The sequence below is a fragment of the Streptomyces xanthochromogenes genome (assembly GCF_014650455.1).
GTDB lineage: Bacteria > Actinomycetota > Actinomycetes > Streptomycetales > Streptomycetaceae > Streptomyces > Streptomyces xanthochromogenes.
Genome location: NZ_BMUZ01000016.1, coordinates 132,191 through 152,748, shown reverse-complemented (window position 1 = coordinate 152,748; position 20,558 = coordinate 132,191). Strand labels below are relative to the sequence as shown.

Sequence of the window (20,558 nt, the reverse complement as noted above, 5' to 3'; positions counted from 1 at the left end):
GGGTGCGGCAGGACTGGGAGCCGGAGGACCTGATCGAGGTCTGGACGCTGCTGGAGGAGGACCAGGAGCGGTTGCGGAACAAGTCGGGGGCGAACCGGCTGGGGTTCGCGTTGTTGCTGAAGTTCTTCGAGGTGGAGGCCCGGTTCCCGGAGGATCACGGGGAGATCCCGGCGCCTGCGGTGTCGTACGTGGCTCAGCAGGTGAAGGTGCCGGCCGAGGAGTGGGCTGCGTACGACTGGTCAGGGCGGGCGATCAAGCGGCACCGGGTGGAGATCCGGGGCGCGTTCGGGTTCCGGGAGTGCACCGCGGAGGACCAGGCCCAGCTCGCCGAGTGGCTGGCGGCGGAGTTGTGCGGGGTGGAGCTGAACCGGGACCGGCTGGCGGAGGCCGTGGTGGTGCGCTGCCGGGGTGAGCGGATGGAGCCGCCGACGCCGGGACGCATCGCCCGCCTGGTCGGGTCGGCGGTCACCACCTTCGAGGAGCGGTTCTGTACGGCCACGGTGGGCCGCCTGTCGGCGGCGACCCGTTCCCGGCTGGACGACCTGGTGGCCGAGGACGCCGGAGGTGAGGAGTCGGCGGGCGGAGGTGTGTCGTTCTTCTCCGAGCTGAAGGCGGACCCGGGCGCGCTGGGCCTGGACAGTCTGCTGGCGGAGGTGAACAAGCTCCAGCGGGTGCGTGCGCTGGAGCTGGCGCCGGAGCTGTTCGGGGACGTGTCGGAGAAGCTGGTGGCGGCGTGGCGGGCGCGGGCGTCGAAGGAGTACCCCTCGGACCTGCGGGCGGCGGCGCCGCCGGTGCGGTACACGCTGCTGGCCGCGCTGTGCCACGTGCGGCAGACGGAGATCACCGATTCGCTGGTCGAGCTGTTCATCCAGCTGGTCCAGCGGATCAACACGCGGGCGGAGAAGAAGGTCGAGGGCGAGTTCACCAAGGACCTCAAACGGGTGCGCGGCAAGGAGGGCATCCTGCTGCGGCTGGCGGAGGCCGCGGTCGCGGAGCCGGGCGGCACGGTCCGCAAGGTGATTTTCCCGGTGGCCGGGGAGTCCACGCTGAAGGCGCTGGCCGCGGAAGCGGCGGCGAACGAGGCCCGCTACCGGGCCCGGGTGCGCACGGTGCTGCGGTCGTCGTACTCGGGGCACTGGCGGCGGATGCTGTCGCCGCTGCTGGGGGCGCTGGAGCTGAAGTGCAACAACACCGCGTACCGGCCGGTGATGGACGCCATCGACCTGCTGAAGCGGTATCTGGACCAGCCCATCGCCAAGGAGGGGGCGTTCTTCGACGAGTCGGAGAGGATCCCGCTGGCCGGAGTGGTGCGCGAGGAGTGGCGCAAGGCGGTGGTGGACGAGCGCGGCCGCGTCGAACGCATCCCGTACGAGCTGTGCGTGCTGGTGTCGCTGCGGGACGCGCTGCGGCGCCGGGAGATCTGGGTGCCGGGCGCGGGCCGGTGGCAGAACCCGGAGGACGACCTGCCCCCGACTTCGAGGACAACCGCGACGTGCACTACGACGCGATCCGCCAGCCGCAGGACCCGGGGGCGTTCATCGGAGCCCTCCAGAAGCGGCTGCGGGAGTCCCTGACCCGGCTCGACACCGCGCTGGAGCTGGGCACGACGGGCGGCGTGGACATCGTCAGGAAGCACGGCGAGCCGTGGATCAAGGTCTCGCCGCTGGGCAAGCAGGTGGAGCCGGAGAACCTGGTGGCGTTGAAGGCGGAGATCGAGCGGCGCTGGGGCACCATCGACCTGATCGACATCCTCAAGGAGGCCGAGTTCGCCACCGGGTTCACCTCGGAGTTCGCCTCGGAGTTCGCCTCGGTCGCCACCAGGGAGGCGGTCCCGAAGGCGAAGCTGCGGCGCCGGCTGCTGCTCGTGCTGTTCGCACTGGGCACGAACATGGGCATCAAGCGGGTCGCGGTCACCGGCAAGCACGGCGAGAGCGAGGCCGTCCTGCGCCGGGTGCGGCACCTATTCGTCACCCGCACCAACCTGCGCGCCGCCCTGGTCCGCCTCGTCAACGCCACCTTCGCCGCCCGCGATCAGGCGTGGTGGGGCGAGGGCACCGCCTGCGCGAGCGACTCCAAGAAGTTCGGGTCCTGGTCCAGCAACTTCATGACCGAGTGGCACCAGCGGTACCGGGGGCCCGGGGTGATGATCTACTGGCACGTGGAGAAGAAGTCGCTGTGTGTCTACTCCCAGCTGAAGTCCTGCTCCGCGTCCGAGGTCGCGGCGATGATCGAGGGTGTGCTGCGGCACTGCACGGACATGGAGATCGACCGCCAGTACACCGACACCCACGGCGCCTCGATCGTCGGGTTCGCCTTCGCCCACATGCTCGGCTTCAACCTGCTGCCGAGGCTGAAGAACGTCGGCTCGGCGCGGCTGTACCGGCCGGCGGCCGGTGAGGACGATACGTGGCCACACCTGGCGCCGGTGCTGTCGACCAAGACAATCGACTGGGACCTGATCGCCCAGCAGTACGACCAGATCGTGAAGTACACCACCGCCCTGCGCCTGGGCACCGCCGAGGCCGAGCAGGTCCTGCGGCGCTTCACCCGAGGCGGGCCCAAGCACCCCACCTACCGGGCGATCGAGGAACTCGGGCGGGCGGTGCGCACGGCGTTCATCTGCGACTACCTCGCCGACGCCGAGCTGCGGCGCGAGATCAACGACGGGCTCCAGGTCGTGGAGAACTGGAACTCCGCCAACCACGACCTGTTCTACGGCAAGGACGGCGACCTGACCGGCTCCGACAAGGAGTCCCAGGAGGTCTCAATGCTCGCCCTGCACCTGCTTCAGTCCGCGCTGGTACACGTCAACACCCTGCTCCTCCAGGACATCCTCGCCGAGGAGAAGTGGCAGAAGAAGCTCACCGACGCCGACTGGCGGGCCCTGTCCCCGCTGTTCTGGACGCACGTGAACCCCTACGGCCGGTTCGAGCTGGACATGAACTCCCACCTCGACCTCGTCGCCGCAGTGGCGGCCTCGGTGCCCGGCCCGCGCAGCAGCGAGCCGGTCACGGCCTGACGGGGTACGCCGGGCCGGCCGTGTCCACGCCCTTCCGGGGCGGCCTCGGGCAGCCCGGGAAGGGCTGGAAGGGCTGAGCGGTGTTCGGCAGCGTCCGCCACAGCAGCGGCATGAGCGGACCTTCGAGCCGGGCGCCCCCGGACTGGATCGTGCCCACCAGACGCCACGCTCGTTGAGTGGACGGCACGCCGGTCGTGCTCTGGTGGAGGTGGTGCCCGCCGCCAGGTCAGCGGCCGTGATCGATGACGTCGTGGAGGTACTGCACGGCGAGTTCCTCGGCATTGCGGTGCCGTTCAACGACCGCTGCGTCAGCATCGGACCATCGGCGGTAGAGATCTACAGTGGCCAGGAGCGCCCGTCCGGCCTCGTGGCGGTCGTAGCCGCACAGCGTCGCCTGAAGCTCGCGCGCCTCGTCGGGCGCGATGGACTCCAAGTGGCGCACACCGCGGGAAGGCGCACCCACCCGTCGGGCGGCCAGTGGGCCGAGCACGCTGTCACGCAGGTAGGCGAGGAAGCCGATGGTCTCGAACAGCTCCCCGCGGCCGAGCTTCGTCGCGCCGTAGTGCACCCAGACCCAGAACCGGTCCTCGATCCACTGGAGGTCGAACGCCGGACTGGCCGGCGGCTGCTGGGCGAGGGCACCCGTCAGCTGGCCGTCGCGGTCCCACAGGATCTCCGGGTCCTCGATCCGCTCGGCGAAATCGGAAGCCCGCACGAACTTGAAGTCCACGTGCAGGAGGGGCGGCCCGACCAGCGTGATGATCACGCGCGGCTCGCCGACATGCTCCCCGGTGAATCCGGCTACCAGGGAAGCCCAGGAACTGATCAGTACGAGCCGCTCCCGCATGACCGCTTCGTACGCCTCGTCATCGATGACCAGGATCAGGTCCACATCCGAGTAGACATCGGGGCGGCCACCTACGAACGACCCGGTGATCGCCACACCGGCCACACGCGCATCCTTTTGGATCCGGGGCAGTACGTCGCTGAGGAACTGGCTGTGCAGGGAGGGGACGTCCATCTGCTTTCCTTCCGGTCGGAGCAAAGCAGATCAAAGTAACACTTAGGCGGGCGAGAATCACAACTCAAATTTCTCACAAACGGTCCTTTGCCCGAGCAAGATCGGAAACGGGCGTCCGGACCGCCGCCGGACCCGGTTTCGTTCTCAGAACCCGTTCTCACGCGAAAGCGGCGCGGACCCCCTTCTGAGACTTGCATTGTGCGAAAATTCGACCTCATGACGGACCCTCAGCAGCCCTCCCCGACCGGCCAGCCGGACGCGAACGACGTCGAAGCGCACGCCTGTCCGAAGTGCGATGCCCAGCCCGGATCACCCTGCCGCTCGCGCGGCGGCGCCGTCGCCTCCGCCTACCACACCCGCCGCTTCACCCTGGTGCCCCGACTGAAGAAGGCACTGCGCGTGCCCACCCCGGCCGACCGCGGGCCCGGACAGCCGTGGCGGGCGGGCACCCCGCCCCCGGCCCCGGTCGACCCGGACTTGCCGGGCGCGGACATCCGCATCGGCTACGCCCGCTGCTCGACCCTCGGCCAGGAACTCGACTCCCAGCTCGACGCGCTCGCCGGACACGGCATCCCCCGGGACAAGATCTTCAGCGAGAAGATCAGCACCCGCGTCCGGGTCCGGCCCCGCTTCGAGGAGGCGCTGCGGACCGCGCGGGAGGTCAAGGCACACGCCCCGCACTGCCGGGTCATCTTCACCGTGTACGAGATGAAGCGGCTCGGCCGCGACGCCGCCGAACTCACCGCGCTCGCCGACCACCTCACCGCCCACGGCCTCATCCTGGAGATGCTCGCCGGACCCCTGCCCGGCCTCTACGACCCCACCGGGCCGGGCAAGCTGCTGTTCGCGTTCTTCGCCGCGATGGCGGAGACCGAGCGGGAGAACATCCGCGAGTCCACCCTGGAGGGCCTCGACACCGCCGCCCGCAAGGGCAAGCACGGCGGCCGGCCCCCGGTCATCACCGACGACATGCTCCACACCGTGCTGCGGCGCCGCGCGGGCGGCGAGTCCGTCGAGCAGATCCAGCCCGACCTGTTCATCCCCACCGGCAAGCGCAAGGGCCACAACCCCTCGGTGGCCAGCGTCTACCGGGCCCTCGCCGAGCACGCCAAGCGCGAGGCGTACCCCGAAGCCGTCGAGCAGGCCCACGCCGACTTCGCCGCCGGCCGGACCGCGACGGTCCCTGAGCCCCGCCCCGCTACCCCTGACCGAGCGTCACTCTGATCACAGAGCGCTACATGTCACTTCGCGGCAGCTTCGGGAGGACAGGGCCACGTAGGCATGGGGATCCGCCACGCGCCGGACGCGCCTGTCGTCAGACGATCGAATGACGACAGGCTCGACGGGCGTCCAATGAACCCGGACTTTCCGCGGCCTCACGGCGGCGAGAATCCAATCGGATCCGATGACGGCTGACGACAGGGTTTTATGACAGTCCGGGTCCGATGCGCCGACAGGAACGAGGAAGAACGTGGCCAACCTGGTCTACAAGCGGGTGTCGACGGACCAGCAGTCGACCGACCGTCAGAACCTCGTCCTGGACGAGGCCGGGAACGAGGAGCCGGTCGTCTTCGAGGAGGAGGGCGGCACCTCCAGCCGTCTCCATCCCCTTGAGCGCCCGAAGTTCGGCGACCTCCTCGTGTACGCGCGGCCGGGCGACACCGTGCACATCTCCGAGATGTTCCGCCTCGTACGGGGCACGGGCCACATTCTCGACGTGCTCGACGTCCTGCACCAGGGCCGCCTCGCCCTGCGCATCCACGACGGCGCGTTCTCCGCGATGGACCTCACCGCCCGCCACCCGCGCACCGGCGAGCTACTGTCCACCGTGAAGTTCACGGTGCAGACCCTCGCCGCCGCAGGCGAACTCCAACGGGATCTACAGCGAGAGCTGACGTACGACGGGCTGCGGGCCGCCGAGGCCAAGGGCAACAAGGGCGGACGCCGCCCCGCCATCCCGGCTGACAAGACCGACGACGTGCGCACCGCCTACCTGGAAGGCCGGTCCATCGCGGCCCTCGCCCGCGAGCACGATGTCAGCCGCGGCGCCATCCGCACCGCCGTCGCCGATCTCCCGCCCGAGTGCACGGCCAGCGACCCGGGCACCCCGGCCCCGGAACTGCCGGTCGTCCTCGACATGCCGGGCAAGGTCGCCGACTTCCTCCACGCCGCCGAGCTGGAGCCCGCCGAGCGCGTCACGCTCGACCAGGGCGTGACCGTACGGCGCGGCCAGGGCTACACCCTTCGCGTCACTGCCGTGCCTGCGGTCCACCGTCAACTCCTCGACCGCTGCCAGCCCCTCGACGGCACCGCCGCGGTCCCGGCCCAGCGCAAGGCCCGCCGCGAGTACGAGAACCGCGTCAACGCACTCCCGGTTGCCAGCCTGCGTTGAGCGGACCGACCACCGCAACCCGCCAAGATCAAGTACTGGCGGCTTTTGGGCTTACCTCGGCGCTACCCCATGTACCGCCGCACAGCATCGCGGCCACGTCCAGCGAGACGTCGCGTCCCCGCCCCGCGGGATGTACGGACCCAGCCCAGGGGAGCGGTCCTCGCCGGTCTGTTTCATCCGCGCCCTGCTGGATGTACCGTCCTCGATGGGGCTGTAGACGAGCGGGTTGGAGTCTCGCTCCCGCACCGCGGGAGTACCGCCGCAGAGCATCGCGGCCACATCCAGCGAGACGTCGCGTCCCAGTCCCGCGGGGTGTACCGATGAGGGTCACCCTGATTGCAGAGGACTGCAAGTCTCGCCCCCGCGCGGCGGGATGTGCCTGCCGCCATGAACCTTGCCGTGGTACAGGAGGGACTTAGGGGGAACCTGAGCGCCGCTCTGTTGTCCCCATCAGCTTCGTAAGTTGCGGGCCGAGCTGTGGTGATGCGCAGCGTGGTGCCCTGGCGGGTACGGGCGGCGCAGGGCCTGTGTCGGCCCCGGCGGAGCCGCTGACCACGCCGCAGGCGAAAGCGACCCCGAACGAGGGGCCAGCCGTTCTGTGTGATTCCGCCCCGCGACCGGTTCGCTTGCGCCAGCGTGGTTCCTGCACACCCGTACCGGCGTGCAGGCGGGGATGATCGAGTGGAGGGGTGTCATGCGCGAGCGGGAGACGTGGACGACGGAGGAGTTCGGTTCCTCGCATACGGGCTGGGTCGGTGTGCTCCTGGCCGACGGCAGCGTCCCGCCCGCGGTCTTCGTGCCCATGATGAGTTCGGGCGACGGGCATCAGGTGTCGCAGTGGAGCATCTACGACGGCGCGGGCCTCGGCCACGGGCCGCGTGCGGCCGTACTGCGCGCGGTGTGTTCCTGCGGCTGGAACGGTCCGGAGCACCAGTTGGACTGGGAGGAGATCGGCGACCAGCCCCTGGCCGAGGCGGCCGAGGCAGTGGCAGAGACGTGCAGCATGGACTGGGACGGACACACGCAGGACGTGGAGCGTTCGGCCATCCCCCTTCCCGAGAGCGTGAGCGCACTGCTGGAGCAGCTGCGGGGCGAACTCGAGAAGCTGGAGAAGACCTCCCCGCTGGCGGCCCTGCGCGCGGCCCGTCGGCTCGAGGTGACGGCGGTCGAGGTCGGCTACTGGTCGGCGCACGCCGGGCAGCGGGACGCGACGGTCGAACAGGCCGCGGCAGCCCTGGGGCTGAGCAAGGACGAAGCTCGCAAGACGCTGGCCCGCTTCGGCCGCTGGAGTCTCTACCGCTGACCACCCCGCATCGGCGGCCATGGAGGGGATCGAAGGCAGGACGGCGCTGGGTTTCTCCAGCGGACCACGGTCGATCCGTGGCCCGCCAGGAATGCCAGATAGGCAAACGAAGGCGCAGGCACGCTTACTTGAGTGTGATGCAGGGCTTGGTGGTGGCGCCGTAGTTGAACTCCACGCAGATCCGGCTGCCTGCGGGAAGGTCGGGTCCCACACGGTCGTGGCGGCCGCGACCCCAGGTGATCTCGGTCCAGGACTCCACTGCTTTGCCTGCCCGCCAGCTTCCGCCGACATGGCGGGGTCCGCCCGGTGTTTGATACCACCAGCGTGCCAGATTGTGGGATCTGACCGGGCTGCGGTTGGCGTAGATCCAGCTCAGGGTGCGCTGCCGGGAGCCGGCCCGGTGCCAGTAGGTGACGACCATGCCGTAAAGGCACGGGTTGCCGGCCTCGGCGTGACAGGTGTTGGCGCGCTCATCGACGTAGGAGTCCGACGAGGCCGGGACTACCGCAACGGCAAGAGCAGCCGCAGCCAACAACCCGGCCCATAACGCATGGACTCGCGGAGCCTTCGGCATGAGTGAACCTCCTGAACGACGGATCATGCTGAGTTCAACCGTGCGCGGGATCGGGCCGTCACCGTGAATGCCGTGCCCCAGCGCCCGTAGACACGTCGGCCCTGACGCCGGCGGGAGGAAGGGGCGTCAGGGCCGGAACACGATCCGCCTCAGGGGGGAGGGCGGGAGTCCCACGTATCGTCCTGCCCAACGGTGAGGCGGCAACAAGGGTCACGCACCTTTGTCACAGGGATCCGGGCGAGCGGTTCATCGGCCGAGCTGTTGACGGCAGGCGCGCACCACGGACGGATCGAAGCCCGTCCCCTGCGCCCAGGAACAGACCGCCCCGGTGTTATACGGCGGAGGGACTTGATGCGGGCGATGCCGTGCAGGGGAGGAGCGCCGGATGACAGCCGGGGGCCGGCCGGTTACGCGGTGAGGGTGCCGTGACGGGGCGACAGCCGGTTCGTGCTGGGGCTGGCCCGGTCCGGGGCGGCGGGCCGCAGGGTGGGAGGTAGCGGCCGAGGTCGCGGTGGCTGGGCCGTAGGCGGGGGCCAGGGTCTCCCGTGCGGGCGGCTGGACGGGGTCCGGCCACCCTGGGCCCGGAGCCACCGTGGCCAGACGCTCCCCCCGGGGAAGTAATCCCCCGGCAGGGGAGGCCGCGTTGGGGGCGATGGTCACACAGCCTGCGCTGAGGACCAGCACGGCCAGCACGGTGGGCAGCAGGAGGGGAGTACGCATCAGGAGGTGCGGGCGAGTGATTCCTTGGCCGTGGAGATCAGGTGCCGCTCCACCCAGCCGTCCACGCCCGACCCCTTCATCGTGATGTGCGCCCAGTTCACGTCACGGGTGTAGCCGTGGAAGCGGCACTTCTGGTCGCGGTACCCGATCCCCATTCTTGCCGCCGTTGTTGAAGGGGCCTGGCGGATGACGGCCGCATCGGTGTCGATCCGGCACGGCTCCTCACCCGACAACGCCGCGACCGACGACGCCATCGGCCCGACAGCAAGGACTCCCAGCACACCGGCAATCCCGACAGCCCACACGGCCCTGGTGCGCACCCGCATCCCTCCAAAGATCACAAACAATGGAGGCACCTTCGTAGCGAGACTGCGGCGGTCAAGTCGAACCAGAAAGCGCGCCGTTCATCCATGGGCGTGGAAACTGCCATCATCACACCGCGCGCTGATCACCGGTGCGGCCGTACCGGCCCCGTGATCTCGAGGTGCCCGGGCCAGAGGCAGAAGGGGACTTCAGTGACCTCCTCGTCCGCAGACCAGGCTCAGGCGCGGGCTGCACGCCGGCCGCCAGATGGACGCGGCTTGTGCGATGACCGCTCTTCTCATCCTCAGGGATGAACTCGACGGGGAACAGCTCGACTTGAATGTCACCGCCCCGATAGGAAGATCACCCGAGACTGTCGATCTTCCCGGGGGATCCCGTGCGCGTACGCCTCACGACGTTCAGCCTGACCACGGCCGCCGCGCTCAGCGCGCTCACGACGCTCCTGGCACCCGCGGCCGCGGCCGCCCCGCAGAGCGGCCCGTTCGGCAGGGCCGGTGACGTCATCACGATGCCGACCCGTGATGCCCTGGCCGCACTGCCGATCCAGGCGAAGGACCGGACCGGCTACCAGCGCACCGCGTTCAAGCACTGGGTCGACGCGGACAAGGACGGCTGCAACACCCGCGCCGAAGTCCTCAAGCGCGACGCCCTCCTCGCTCCCCAGCAAGGCGCCAGGTGCGCACTGTCCGGTGGCCGCTGGTATTCCGCCTACGACGACCAGTACCTCGACGACCCCAAGGCCCTCGACATCGACCACCGCGTCCCCCTCGCCGAAGCCTGGGACTCCGGCGCCGGCCAGTGGACTGCCACCGAGCGCGAGGCCTACGCCAACGACCTCGGCGACCGCCGAGCCCTGGTCGCCGTCTCCGCGAAGTCCAACCGGTCCAAGGCCGACCAGGACCCCGCCACGTGGATGCCCCCGTTCGCCGGCGACACCTGCGAATACGTCACCGACTGGATCGCCATGAAGGTCCGCTGGCAGCTGTCCATCGACCCCACCGAACAAGGCGCGCTGGACGCCAAGTCCGCCGACTGCCCCAACACCCCCCTGCACGTCACCCTCGCACGATGACCACCCCGAGTGCTGAGCGCTGCCTTCCGCGGTGACCCGGGGCGAACGCCTGGCGCTGGGCCGCGCGTACGTCGCCGCGCGGGGGAGCGGGAGCGGCCTTACCGTGAAGCGGAGTGCTCCCGAGGGCGCTTGAGCGGCCGGTCGTCTCCCGCACGTTGGCGACCGGCCGCCTGCACGCCCCGGCAGCCGCCGAACAGCACACGAAGCCAGGCGAGCTTGCCGCATCACCGGCTCACCGAGCTCTGCCTGGGGACGGGGCATCGAAACAGTGTTCCCTTTGTTGCGGTTGGTGAGCTACTGTCCCCAGACGCACCGCAAGGGGGACACCGTATGTATGCCGTTGATGCTGTGACCCGACCCGGTCGCCCGCCCGGCGTTCGTACCGGACCCAACGGACTCACCACCCGCCAGGCCGCGATCGTCGACTTCATCGAGGCGGAGGTCGCCCGGCAGGGATACCCGCCGTCGATGCGCGAGATCGGTCGGGCGGTCAAACTCAAAAGCACCTCGTCGGTCGCGCACCAGATGATGGCCCTGGAAAACAAGGGCGTCCTCTACCGCGATCCGCACCGCCCGCGCGCCTACCGCGTCCGGCACCGCTGGAGCGAGCACCTTCCCCCGGAATCTCCCACCACCACAGCAGACGTGGTCCACGTCCCTCTCGTCGGCCGGATCGCCGCCGGCACCCCGATCCTCGCCGAGGAATCAGTCGAAGACGTGTACGTCCTGCCGCGTCATTTGGTGGGCGAGGGTGAGCTGTTCGCGTTGAAGGTGATCGGCCAGAGCATGGTGGAGGCGGCCATCTGTGACGGCGACACTGTCGTCGTCCGCCGTCAACAAACCGCTCTGCCAGGAGACATCGTCGCTGCCCTTCTCGACGGTGAAGCCACAGTCAAGCGATTCCAACGCGATGCTGCCGGCCACGCCTGGCTTGTCCCTCACAACGCCGAGTTTGAACCCCTGTCGGCCGATGAGGCGGACATCCTCGGCAAGGTAGTCACCGTCCTCCGTGCCCTCTGATGACCTGATGCTGCCGCAGGAGAGCTGGTCGCGTCTGCGCGCGTCCGTGGCTCGTGCATGATGATCGGGAATGTTGCGGGTTCCGGGGGGCGTGTGAGTGAGGACGACGGGGTGGAGCTGATCCATCTGAGCGACCCGGACAGCAGTGTCCGACTGCGTGTACTGGGTCGGAACAGGCCCGGGGGCACGCCGTACAACGACTACCTCGACGCCGAGCTCATCATCACGAGCGCCTTCGCCAACGGACGCCTCGGGCTGTGTCTGTCGCCCGAAGCCATGGATGACTGGTCAATGGCCGTGTCCGAACTCTGCGACGGGCAGGGTGCCCGCTGGACGGCCGTGGGCGGAACCGAGATTCGGATTGAGATCGACAGGCACTTCTCGATGCCCCGTCCCATCGTCACTGTGGACGACAGCGGCACGTCCGGGGTCTCGGTTCGGGTGGTCCTGGATCCGGGGAACGGCTGGGATGACAAGCTACGCGAGCAGCTTGGCCGGGTCCGGCAGGCGTGGCCGAACGAGGTAGTGACGACGCCGCGGTCAAGGAACTTCTGGCAGTGACTTCAGGCGTCGCCAGCACATGAGTGCGCAGGCGAGGGCCAGGAAGGTTCGTGAGTGTCATCGCGGATCTCCCAGCGGATCCGCAGTCGGCGGAACCAGTGGAGATGGGCGAACGCGCGCTCGCCAACACAGCGTTGAGCGCTCAGCCGCGAGCCGTGCCCGGTGCCCCGGCGGGCGATCGACGGCTTCACTCCCAGCCTCCAGACCAAGCGACGGTATTTGTCGTGGTCACAGCCGCGATCGGCGAGGACAACGTCCGGGCGGTGCCGGGGTCGGCCGTGCTTGCCCCGCACTGGAGGGACCGCTTCAAGTAGCGGGATGAGCTGGGTGACGTCGTTGCGGTTACCGCCGGTCAGCGTGACCGCAAGTCCGGATGCCGCTTCCGTCCTGGATGGCGAGGCGAAACTTGAGCGTGCCAGGTCAGAAGCTGCTTTGGAGGCGGAAGGGGCTGCGTCCACGGTCCTGTTCGGCCTTGGCGGTGTGGACGAACGGCAGGTACAGGCGTGCTCCGTTGTGGAGGATGACGCCGAGACCTGGATGCTGGGCGGGCTGGCCGGGTCGGCTGCTGTAGCCGTAGGCCTGGGCGATCTCGGTGCTGTCGGTGTGGGTGAGGGCGGCGGTGAGGTACGCCTCGGCCCGCAGCGGGCTGACCGTGCCCGTCTCGTCGAACAGTGCGGGTAGCGGCACGGGTTCGAGAACTGCTCCGCTCGGGGGTGTGGTGGCCTCGCCGGCTTGTGTTCCGGGCGCCAGGCCTCCGGTGATCTGAAGCCAGAGACGGCTGCCGGACGAGAAGGTAACCGTGATGCCGTACGTCGGGGCGTCGTCGCCCTGCCAGGGTTGGACGGCGGTGATGTCCGGGCCGCTCGAGGGCAGGGCCTGGACGCAGAACTGGGTGAAACGATCCAGCAAAGGATGTCTCCTCAGATGGTTCAGATGGTGCGGTGACGGCCGGCGCCGCGCGCGGTGGCGGGCGGGTCGGCGAGGGTGGCGGGGCGGATGGCGTTGGGGCCGAACTTTTGGCGGGCCGCGTCGGCGACGGCTTCGATGCGGCGTTGCTTGTCGTCGGCGGGGTCCAGGAGCAGCTGGTGGAAGGCCTCGTGGGCGGGGGCGAGGCCTTCGGCGCGCAGCGCGATGTTCTGGACGCGGGCGCGTTGCAGCCCCAGGGACCGGTAGAGGTCGAGGCTGGTGCGGGTGAGCGCGGCGGTGTGGGCGGTTGCTTCGGGCAGGCGTCTGGTGCGCGTTGTGGAGGTCTGGTCGGCGTAGCGGACCACGATCGCCAGGCCCCGGCACACCTCGTGCGAGGCGCGCAGGCGCTGGCCGAGTTCGTCGGCCAGGGCGAGCAGTGCGCGGTGGTGCTGGGCGGGGTCGAGTTCGTCGCTGGTGAAGCGGTGGCTGCAGGTGGTGGAGCGGACGAGGGCTTCGCGCTGGACGGGCCGCTCATCGACACCATGGGCGAGCGTGTGGAGTTCGCGGGCGGGGGTGACGCCGAGGATGCGGGCCAGAGTGGTGGGCGGAGTATCGGCCAGCTCCCCGACAGTCCGGATCCCGAAGCTTTTCAGCGTGCGGGCGGTCGCCGGCCCGACCCCTGGCAGCAGAGCGGTGGGCTGGGGGCGGAGGAACGCTTCGACCGCTACTGGATCGGGGTCTATGACGGTGATGCGGCCGGGCGGCGTGAGCGCGGCCGCCATCGCCGCGACCATCACCGACGGGCCGGCACCGATCGTCGTCGCCACTCCATGGAGCGCAAGCGCCCGCAGCGCCAGGACCTGTCCTGCCTCGTAGGGGGTGCGATCGAGGTAGCGGAGCGCGCCGGTGAGGTCGACGTCGACCGCCAGGTCCTGAGGACGCGGCTGGAAGCGCGGAGTGAAGTCCTCCACCAGCGTCACCAACTGGCCGAACAACGCGTCCTGATCGTCTTGGCACTCGGATCCGGGCTGGAAGAAGACCCGCATGATGCACCGGCCGCCCCTGCTGTGATCGTTCATGGCGCCGGTCACCCCGCGCTGCCCTGGCTGGTGTGGCCAAGGGCTTTCAGGTCGGCCGACCGTGTCCCTGCGGGCTGAAGATCGGCGTAGGGATGCAGCTTCGCTCCCGCTGTTCCGTTGACCAGGGTCCGCTGGCCGCCAGCCTCAGCGTGCTCCCGGTTCTGGCTGTTGGGCTGGGGCTGGGCGGGGGTGGGTTGGGGTGTGGTGGCGCCGATGAGGGCCAGGGCGGCGTCGAGGCCGTTGTCGCGGCGCTCTGCGGCGAGCTCGTCAAGGTCCCAGACCCGGTGGCCGACGACGGTGCGCCGTGGACCGCGCCGCTCCACGGTGCCTTGGATGAGGAGGAGTCCGGAGTGGAAGATCGTGTGGGCGCAGTCGGCGTGGCTGTCTTCGAAGAAGGCGATGTCGACCAGGCCGGTGCCGTCTTCCAGGGTGACGAAGATGACGCGCTTGCCCGAGGCGATCGGCGGTGTCTGTGTCGAGGCCCGCACGCCGGCCACCAGGACCCGTTGGCCTGCGTGCAGCTGGGCCAGGCGCCGGGAGGGGATGGCACCAAGTTCGGACAGCAGCCGGTGGTGGTAGTCCATCAGGTGCCGCGACACATCCATCGACATGATCTCCAGCTCGGCCCCGAGCTGTTCGCGGCCGGTCATCTCGGGCAGGCCGCTCGCGCCCTGGGTCAGCGGGCGGGTGTCCAGGGGCAGTTGTCCGCTGCTGGGGCGGGTGCGGGTCTGGCGGTGCAGTTCGGTGAGCTGGAGCAGCAGGTCGCGCCGGGAGGCGTCGCCGGCGACGGGGGAGAGGGCGCCGATCTGGGCCAGGCGCTGGGCGGTGGGCAGTGTGGGGCGGGCTCGCTGCCACAGGTCGGCCACCGACCCGTAGGGCTGGCCGTCCTTGATGCGGGCGGCTTCGTCGTCGCGGATGCCCTTGACCGCCGACAGCGCCAGGCGCACACCGAACCTGCCGTCGGTGTCGGCGGGTTCGATGCGGTAGCTGGTGTGGGAGTGGTTGATGTCGACGGGCAGGATCGGCACGTCGTGACGGCGGGCGTCGGCGAGGATGACGCGGGCCGGCCACATCCCAGGGTCGTGTTCCAGCAGACCCGCATACAGGGCCGCCGGATGGTGCGCCTTGAGCCACGCGGACTGCAGTGCGGGCACGGCGAACGCCACCGCGTGCGCCCGGCAGAACCCGTAGGCCCCGAACGACTCGACCACTGACCAGACGTCGGCCAGCACCGTGGGGGAGTAGCCGCGGGCGCCTGCTTCCCGCTCGAACCACGCCTTCAGCTTCGGCAGCCGGGCCGGGTCGGCGAGGGCGCGGCGGAAGACTTCGGCCAGGGCCCGGTCGCAGCCGGTGAGGATCGCGACCATGTCGATGATCTGCTCGTGCCAGATCGTCACCCCGTAGGTGTCGGCGAGCACCGGCTCGAGATCGGGGTGCGGGTAGACGGGAGCCGCTCCGTGCCGCGCCGCGATGTAGATCGCCGGCATGCCGCCAGCCACCGGCCCTGGTCTGAACAGGGAGATGTCGGCGATCACGTCCTGGGGGCCGCGAGGCTGGAGACGTCCCAGGAGGTCCTGCTGGCCGGGTGACTCAAGCTGGAACATGCCGACGGTGTCGGAGTTCTGGATCATCTTGAACGCCCAGAAGTCGTCGAGCGGCACCTGGCCGGAATCGTCGAGGTCGATGCTCTGGCCGCTGGTGCGGTGGATCTCTGAGACGGCGTGGGCCATCGCGGACTGCATCCGCACCCCGAGCACGTCGAGCTTGAGCAGGCCCAGATCCTCCACATCCTCCTTGTCACCCTGGACCATGGGGTAGCTGCCGCCCGGGGTTGGCTGCACCGGCAGACGGCCGAGCAGGCTGCGGTCGGAGAGGATCACCCCGCACGGGTGCATGGCGTAGCCGCGGGGGAGCGCGTCCAGCTGCTCGGCCAGCTCGAACAGCGGCCCGTACCGGCCGGCTTCGGCCGCAAGACCCCGCAGCTCGGGCAGCTCGGCGAGCGCGCCGGTGATGTCGCAGGCCCGCAGGTGAGGGAACGACTTCGCGATCCGGTCGACCTCGTGCGGCGCGATGCCCAGGGCCAGGCCGGTGTCGCGCAGCGCGAAGCGGGCCCGGTAGGTCTCCGGCATCCCGGTCACCGCGACCCGCTCCGGCCCGAACCGCTCGAAGATCCGGTCGTAGACCTCCAGCCGGCGCGCGGACTCCACGTCGATGTCGATGTCCGGCAGGCTGGAACGACGGACACTGATGAACCGCTCGAACAACAACGAATGATCAAGTGGATTGGCGGTCGCGATGTCCAGCGCGTGGTTGACCATGCTGCCCGCGCCCGACCCGCGGGCCGCGACCCGGATCCCCATCTCCCGCACATCCGCCACGACCTGCGCCACGGTGAGGAAGTAAGTGCCGAATCCGAGCTTGGCGATGATCGCCAGCTCTTCCTCGAGCCGGTTCATCGCGTCGCTGTCCTTGTCCAGGCGGCGCCGGGCCATGCCGGCGAGCGCATGCTCCCGCAGCAGCCGGTCGACGTCCCCGTCGCCGCGCGCCCCGACCGCCTCCGCTTCCGGGAAATGCGCCCGCCCCAACCCAAGGTCCGCCACGGGGTCGACGCGGCACTCTTCGGCCGTGGTGATGGTGGAGGCCAGCAGGGCGCGGGCCCGCTCCGGGCCGGCGCCGGCGGCCTGGGCGATGCGGTCGGCGGCCGTCGCCATCGCGTCCGGGCCCTTGAGCCAGCGCTCGCCCGGATCCAGGCCATCGGGCCGGCGGAAGGGGATGGGGCGCAGCAGCCGGGCCGCGTCCAGGACGTCGGCGACCCGCGACCGGGCCGGGTCCGCGTAGCGCACGGCATTGGTCAGCACCGTCTCGATGCCGAGTTCGTCGCCGAGCTGCACCGTGCGTCCGGCGAGCCGCAGCGACCCGGGACCCGTGCCGCTCAGCCCGTACCAGAGCGCCTCCAGTCGCAGCGCGGGACCGAAGAGCTCCCGCCATGGCGTCAGCAGGCGGGCTGCGAGGTCCGGGCGGCCGGCCGACAGCGCGCGGACCGGCTCGGAGACCGGACCGAGCAGCACCGTCAGCCCCGCACCGGCGTGAGCATGAAGCATCGGCCACGTCACCACCGGCGGACCGCCGTCAGCGTCGGCGTGTGCGGCGGACACCAGGCGGCACAGACCCGCCCACCCCGCCTTGTCCCGCGCCAGCAGCGTGACCCGCAAATCGGGCTCCTCTACGTGCGCACCCCCGCGGACCGGGGTCCGCCGAGGGGCCGCGGGGGTCTCGGGCCGGGCGCTCCGGTGCGGCGCGACCGCGACGTCGACGCCCAGGACCGGCCGGACACCATGCGTGGCGCAAGCCTTCACGAACCGCACCATTCCAGCCACGGTGTCCCGGTCGGTGAGCGCCAGCGCGGTCATGCCGCGTTCGGCGGCGCGGGCCGCCAGGGCTTGCGGATGAGAGGCGCCGTACCTGGCCGAATAGCCCGACGCAGCATGCAGATGCACGAACCCGCCCATCCGCTCCTCCAGCTCTCGCGCCCCCTTTACCCCTTCTGTCCCAGTGGCCAGATATCCACCATAGCTCAAGCTATCGAAACTCTGTTCGAACAAAACGTAAGGGCTGCTGTCCCTGTCCCGTCCCACGTCACCCTGTCGCTGTCCCAGGTGAAGTTGTTCAGTTCACTCTTCGTCCTGGGGCAGGCTGTCGCTCGCCGCGTACACCGGGGTTCGGTGGCCCGGCGTGTCTTGTCGCTCGCTGTTGTCTGTCCCGCTTCGTTTTCGCTCTCAGGGGCGGTTTGGACGCTGATCCGTTGCCTGCTGGCGGGCCGTGTGGCTCTCTCGTGATCAGGGCTTGTGTGTTCGCTGTGGTGAGAGGGGCGGGTGACTGTCGAAGCGCTCTCCGACGCGACGTTTTCGAGGTCGAGTACGTCGATGAGGGCCGCGTACGCAGGCATGAGCCTCTGGAGGATGTCGCCCGGCTTCGAGGTGCTCGGTTCCGGCAACCGGAAGGTGCTGCCCACGGGGCTGCTGGACCAAGTTCCGGAGGACCAGGCCGAGGAAGCTTTGTGGTGGCACCGGCACATGGTCCGTCGAACGCAGCCATCTGCTGCCCAAAGCTGTGGCTCATCTTCGAGCCCGCAGTCTTCCTGTCGAGTTCGCCGCCGAGTTGACCGCCCTCCACATCAACGAGCCTCCACACTGGCCGACCGTGACCGTGCCCAGCGGCCCGCGCCTTTCTCAGTAGGTGCGCTATCCCGACTGGAATCTCGACGAGCCAAGCCCTCTCCACTTGAACCTGGCAATCCAGGTGAGGTGACGCCGCCCCGTGCGACCTGAGGGGTAGGCATCCGCAATCCGGGCGTCATGCTCGTCCTCCGGGCTGGTCGGGGCCCGAGGTGAGAACGATGTTGCCGGGGCCGCTTCAAGTCTTCGGCGTCCCCGGCAACATAGCGGCGCATGTGTCCGCTAGGGGACAGGCAAAACGGCTTCGATGGCCATCGTGACTTCGTCGGCGTCGGGTTCGGTCTGAGGGGCGAAGCGAGCGGGTGACGGTGCCGTCGGGGCTGATGAGGAACTTTTCGAAGTTCCAGCGCACGTCGCCGGTGTACCCGTCGGTGTCGGGGGTGTCGATCAGCTTGTCGTAGAGGGGGTGGCGGGTCGGGCCGTGGACGTCGGTCTTCTCGGTCATGGGGAAGGTGGCGCCGTAGGTGGCGGAGCAGAACGTGGCGATCTCCTCCGGGGTGCCGGGTTCCTGGCCCATGAACTGGTTGCAGGGCACGCCCAGGACGGTGAAGCCGCGGGCCGCATAAGTCTGCTGGAGCTTTTCCAGGGCGGCGTACTGGGGGGTGAGGCCGCATTGGGAGGCGACGTTGACGATGAGGACGGCCTTGCCCTGGTACTGGTCGAGGTGGGCGGGGCCGCCGCTGAGGGCGCCGATCACGACGTTGAAGACAGTCATGAGATTCCTTGTGTGTGGTGTGCTGCGGGACTACGGATGGGATCAGTGCCGGGCGGCGGGAACCTTGCCCGGCTCGTCCTGCCGGGTGGTACCCGGGTGGGGCCTGGGGTCGTGGGTGATGAGGAGGGTGGCGGCGAGGGCGGCGAGGGTGAGGATGCCGGCGGCCCACCACAAGGCGGTGCTGTAGCCGTGCACGAGGGCCTCGCTCTTCTTGCCGGTATGGCCGGTGAGGTATGTGGTTGTGGAGGTGGCGGCGAGTGTGTTGAGGAGGGCGGTGCCGATCGCGCCGCCGACCTGCTGGGAGGTGTTGACCATGGCGGAGGCGATGCCCGCGTCTTCGGGGCGGGCGCCGAGGGTACCCAGACTGAAGGCGGGCATCAGCGCGGTGCCCAGGCCCAGGCCGGTGATGAGCATGCCGGGCAACACGATCGCCCAGTACGAGCTGTGCGGGGTGATCTGGCTGAGGATCAGCAGTCCGCCGGCGGCGATGAGGAAGCCGGGTCCCATCAGGGCGCGGGCGGGCAGGCGGGGGGCGAGGCGGGGTCCGATCTGGGTGGAGGCGAACACCGAGGCGGCGGCGATCGGCAGGAACCCGGCCCCGGTCTGCACGGGGCTGAGTCCCAGGACGGTCTGCAGGTAGTACGTCAGGAAGAGGTACATGCCGAAGTTGCCGATGACGGCCAGGCCCACGGCGAGGTAGGCGCCGCCGCGGTTGCGGTCGGCCAGGACGCGCAGGGGCAGCAGCGGGGACTTCGCCCGGGTCTGCCATCCGGCGAAGGCGGCCAGCAGGAGCAGTCCGGCGCCGATGGGGCCCAGCGTGGCGGCGGAGGTCCAGCCGTCTTCGGAGGCATGGGAGAGGCCGTAGACGAAGCCGGTCACTCCGGTGGAGGCGAGCAGGACGCCGGGGACGTCGAGGCGGGGGCCGGGGCGGGGCCGATCGGCGGCCGGGGCGGGCAGGGTGCGCAGCGCGCCGAGGGCTGCGGCGAGGCCGATGAAGATGTTGATGAGCAGGGTCCAGCGCCAGTTCAGTGCCTGGGTGAGGAGCCCGCCGAGCATGAGGCCGATGGCCGCGCCGCCGCCGGACAGGGCTCCGAAAACCCCGAATGCTTTGGCGCGTTCCTTGGTGTCGGTGAACATCACCGACATCAGGGAGAGCACAGCGGGCACGAGCATCGCGCCGAAGATGCCCTGCAGAGCGCGGGCGCCGATCAGCATGCCGGTGTTCAAGGCCGCGCCGCCTAGGGCGGAGGCGGCGGCGAAGCCAATGATGCCGGTCAGCAGGGTCCGCTTGTGTCCCCACAGGTCCGCGAGGCGCCCGCCGAGCAGAAGCAGGCCGCCGAAGGTGAGGGAGTAGGCGGTGATCACCCACTGGCGGGAGCCGTCGGAGAAGCCAAGATCGGACTGGACCGAGGGCAGCGCGATGTTCATGACGGTCACGTCGAGGACGACCATCAGCTGGGCCAGGCAGATGAAGAACAGCGCCTCCCAGCGTCTGGGGTCTGCCGGTGCGGGCGTGGGGGTGGACATGGCGGATTCCTGTCGAATCGAAGAACAGAGCAGGTGAGGGCGTGTTCCACCGTCACAACAGGGGAGGGAGATCCCTAAGCCGTACGCTGA

The 20,558-nt window shown here is 69.7% G+C and carries 15 protein-coding genes and 2 pseudogenes; 8 read left to right on the top strand and 9 right to left on the bottom strand.

Annotated features, from left to right (window positions below; all coding sequences use genetic code 11):
* Positions 1–2 precede the first annotated feature (2 nt).
* Positions 3–1,574, top strand: a complete 1,572-nt coding sequence (locus tag IE267_RS39920) for a DUF4158 domain-containing protein (protein ID WP_229861577.1) — start codon at positions 3–5, stop codon at positions 1,572–1,574.
* The gene (locus tag IE267_RS39915; protein WP_308428875.1) at positions 1,493–3,019 is read left to right on the top strand and encodes a Tn3 family transposase; all 1,527 of its coding nucleotides are present in this window, start codon (positions 1,493–1,495) and stop codon (positions 3,017–3,019) included. The genes IE267_RS39920 and IE267_RS39915 overlap by 82 nt, the downstream gene beginning before the upstream one ends.
* Before the next feature lie 226 nt (positions 3,020–3,245).
* Here the strand turns inward: IE267_RS39915 and IE267_RS34295 are convergent, their stop codons facing one another.
* Entirely contained in the window at positions 3,246–4,040 is a 795-nt protein-coding gene (locus tag IE267_RS34295; RefSeq protein ID WP_189765850.1) for a nucleotidyltransferase domain-containing protein, read from the bottom strand.
* A gap of 216 nt (positions 4,041–4,256) precedes the next feature.
* On the opposite strand from IE267_RS34295, the gene IE267_RS34290 reads away from it, so the two are divergent.
* The 3 genes from IE267_RS34290 to IE267_RS34280 all read left to right on the top strand — a co-directional run bounded on the left by IE267_RS34290 (position 4,257) and on the right by IE267_RS34280 (position 7,735).
* Positions 4,257–5,264 carry a recombinase family protein gene (locus IE267_RS34290; protein ID WP_189765849.1) on the top strand — a complete coding sequence of 336 codons (1,008 nt, stop codon included), beginning with the start codon at positions 4,257–4,259 and terminating at the stop codon, positions 5,262–5,264.
* A 247-nt stretch (positions 5,265–5,511) separates the two neighbouring features.
* Positions 5,512–6,432, top strand: coding sequence for a recombinase family protein (locus IE267_RS34285; protein ID WP_189765848.1), 921 nt, complete (start codon positions 5,512–5,514; stop codon positions 6,430–6,432).
* 694 nt (positions 6,433–7,126) lie between these two features.
* Positions 7,127–7,735: a hypothetical protein gene (locus IE267_RS34280; RefSeq protein ID WP_189765847.1), complete on the top strand. Its 609-nt coding sequence runs from the start codon at positions 7,127–7,129 to the stop codon at positions 7,733–7,735.
* A gap of 124 nt (positions 7,736–7,859) precedes the next feature.
* Here IE267_RS34280 and IE267_RS34275 read toward each other — a convergent pair whose 3' ends face one another.
* The gene (locus IE267_RS34275; protein WP_189765846.1) at positions 7,860–8,309 is read right to left on the bottom strand and encodes a hypothetical protein; all 450 of its coding nucleotides are present in this window, start codon (positions 8,307–8,309) and stop codon (positions 7,860–7,862) included.
* Between the two features lie 719 nt (positions 8,310–9,028).
* Positions 9,029–9,355, bottom strand: a complete 327-nt coding sequence (locus tag IE267_RS39910) for a hypothetical protein (RefSeq protein ID WP_229861576.1) — start codon at positions 9,353–9,355, stop codon at positions 9,029–9,031.
* A 374-nt stretch (positions 9,356–9,729) separates the two neighbouring features.
* Between IE267_RS39910 and IE267_RS34265 the strand changes: the two genes are divergently transcribed.
* From IE267_RS34265 to IE267_RS34255, 3 genes are all read left to right on the top strand, one after another.
* Positions 9,730–10,425 carry an HNH endonuclease family protein gene (locus IE267_RS34265; RefSeq protein WP_229861575.1) on the top strand — a complete coding sequence of 232 codons (696 nt, stop codon included), beginning with the start codon at positions 9,730–9,732 and terminating at the stop codon, positions 10,423–10,425.
* A gap of 330 nt (positions 10,426–10,755) precedes the next feature.
* Positions 10,756–11,445 carry a transcriptional repressor LexA gene (gene lexA, locus IE267_RS34260; protein ID WP_189765844.1) on the top strand — a complete coding sequence of 230 codons (690 nt, stop codon included), beginning with the start codon at positions 10,756–10,758 and terminating at the stop codon, positions 11,443–11,445.
* Between the two features lie 93 nt (positions 11,446–11,538).
* Entirely contained in the window at positions 11,539–12,006 is a 468-nt protein-coding gene (locus IE267_RS34255) for a DUF5959 family protein (protein ID WP_189765843.1), read from the top strand.
* Here IE267_RS34255 and IE267_RS34250 read toward each other — a convergent pair.
* From IE267_RS34250 to IE267_RS34225, 6 genes and pseudogenes are all read right to left on the bottom strand, one after another.
* Positions 11,986–12,374: pseudogene (locus IE267_RS34250) on the bottom strand (transposase); the annotation flags it as partial. The gene IE267_RS34255 and the pseudogene IE267_RS34250 sit on opposite strands and share 21 nt — an antisense overlap.
* Positions 12,375–12,426: 52 nt before the next feature.
* Complete coding sequence (locus IE267_RS34245) at positions 12,427–12,915, bottom strand: hypothetical protein (RefSeq protein ID WP_189765841.1); 489 nt, start codon at positions 12,913–12,915, stop codon at positions 12,427–12,429.
* Positions 12,916–12,935: 20 nt separating this feature from the next.
* A complete protein-coding gene (locus IE267_RS34240; protein WP_189765840.1) occupies positions 12,936–13,991 on the bottom strand; it encodes a DNA polymerase Y family protein in 1,056 nt (351 codons plus the stop codon).
* A gap of 8 nt (positions 13,992–13,999) precedes the next feature.
* Entirely contained in the window at positions 14,000–17,500 is a 3,501-nt protein-coding gene (locus IE267_RS34235; RefSeq protein WP_189765839.1) for a DNA polymerase III subunit alpha, read from the bottom strand.
* 948 nt (positions 17,501–18,448) lie between these two features.
* Positions 18,449–18,941: pseudogene (locus IE267_RS34230) on the bottom strand (glutathione peroxidase).
* 42 nt (positions 18,942–18,983) lie between these two features.
* The gene (locus IE267_RS34225; protein WP_189765838.1) at positions 18,984–20,468 is read right to left on the bottom strand and encodes an MFS transporter; all 1,485 of its coding nucleotides are present in this window, start codon (positions 20,466–20,468) and stop codon (positions 18,984–18,986) included.
* Positions 20,469–20,558: the final 90 nt, after the last annotated feature.

What these genes read in the sequence shown, in the direction of transcription:
- lexA (WP_189765844.1), top strand. Translation starts at nt 10,756, where the DNA reads ATGTATGCCGTTGATGCTGTGACCCGACCCGGTCGCCCGCCCGGCGTT.
- IE267_RS39910 (WP_229861576.1), bottom strand. Translation starts at nt 9,355, where the DNA reads ATGCGGGTGCGCACCAGGGCCGTGTGGGCTGTCGGGATTGCCGGTGTG.
- IE267_RS34275 (WP_189765846.1), bottom strand. Translation starts at nt 8,309, where the DNA reads ATGCCGAAGGCTCCGCGAGTCCATGCGTTATGGGCCGGGTTGTTGGCT.
- IE267_RS34280 (WP_189765847.1), top strand. Translation starts at nt 7,127, where the DNA reads ATGCGCGAGCGGGAGACGTGGACGACGGAGGAGTTCGGTTCCTCGCAT.
- IE267_RS34235 (WP_189765839.1), bottom strand. Translation starts at nt 17,500, where the DNA reads ATGGGCGGGTTCGTGCATCTGCATGCTGCGTCGGGCTATTCGGCCAGG.
- IE267_RS34225 (WP_189765838.1), bottom strand. Translation starts at nt 20,468, where the DNA reads ATGTCCACCCCCACGCCCGCACCGGCAGACCCCAGACGCTGGGAGGCG.
- IE267_RS34240 (WP_189765840.1), bottom strand. Translation starts at nt 13,991, where the DNA reads ATGAACGATCACAGCAGGGGCGGCCGGTGCATCATGCGGGTCTTCTTC.
- IE267_RS34290 (WP_189765849.1), top strand. Translation starts at nt 4,257, where the DNA reads ATGACGGACCCTCAGCAGCCCTCCCCGACCGGCCAGCCGGACGCGAAC.
- IE267_RS34295 (WP_189765850.1), bottom strand. Translation starts at nt 4,040, where the DNA reads ATGGACGTCCCCTCCCTGCACAGCCAGTTCCTCAGCGACGTACTGCCC.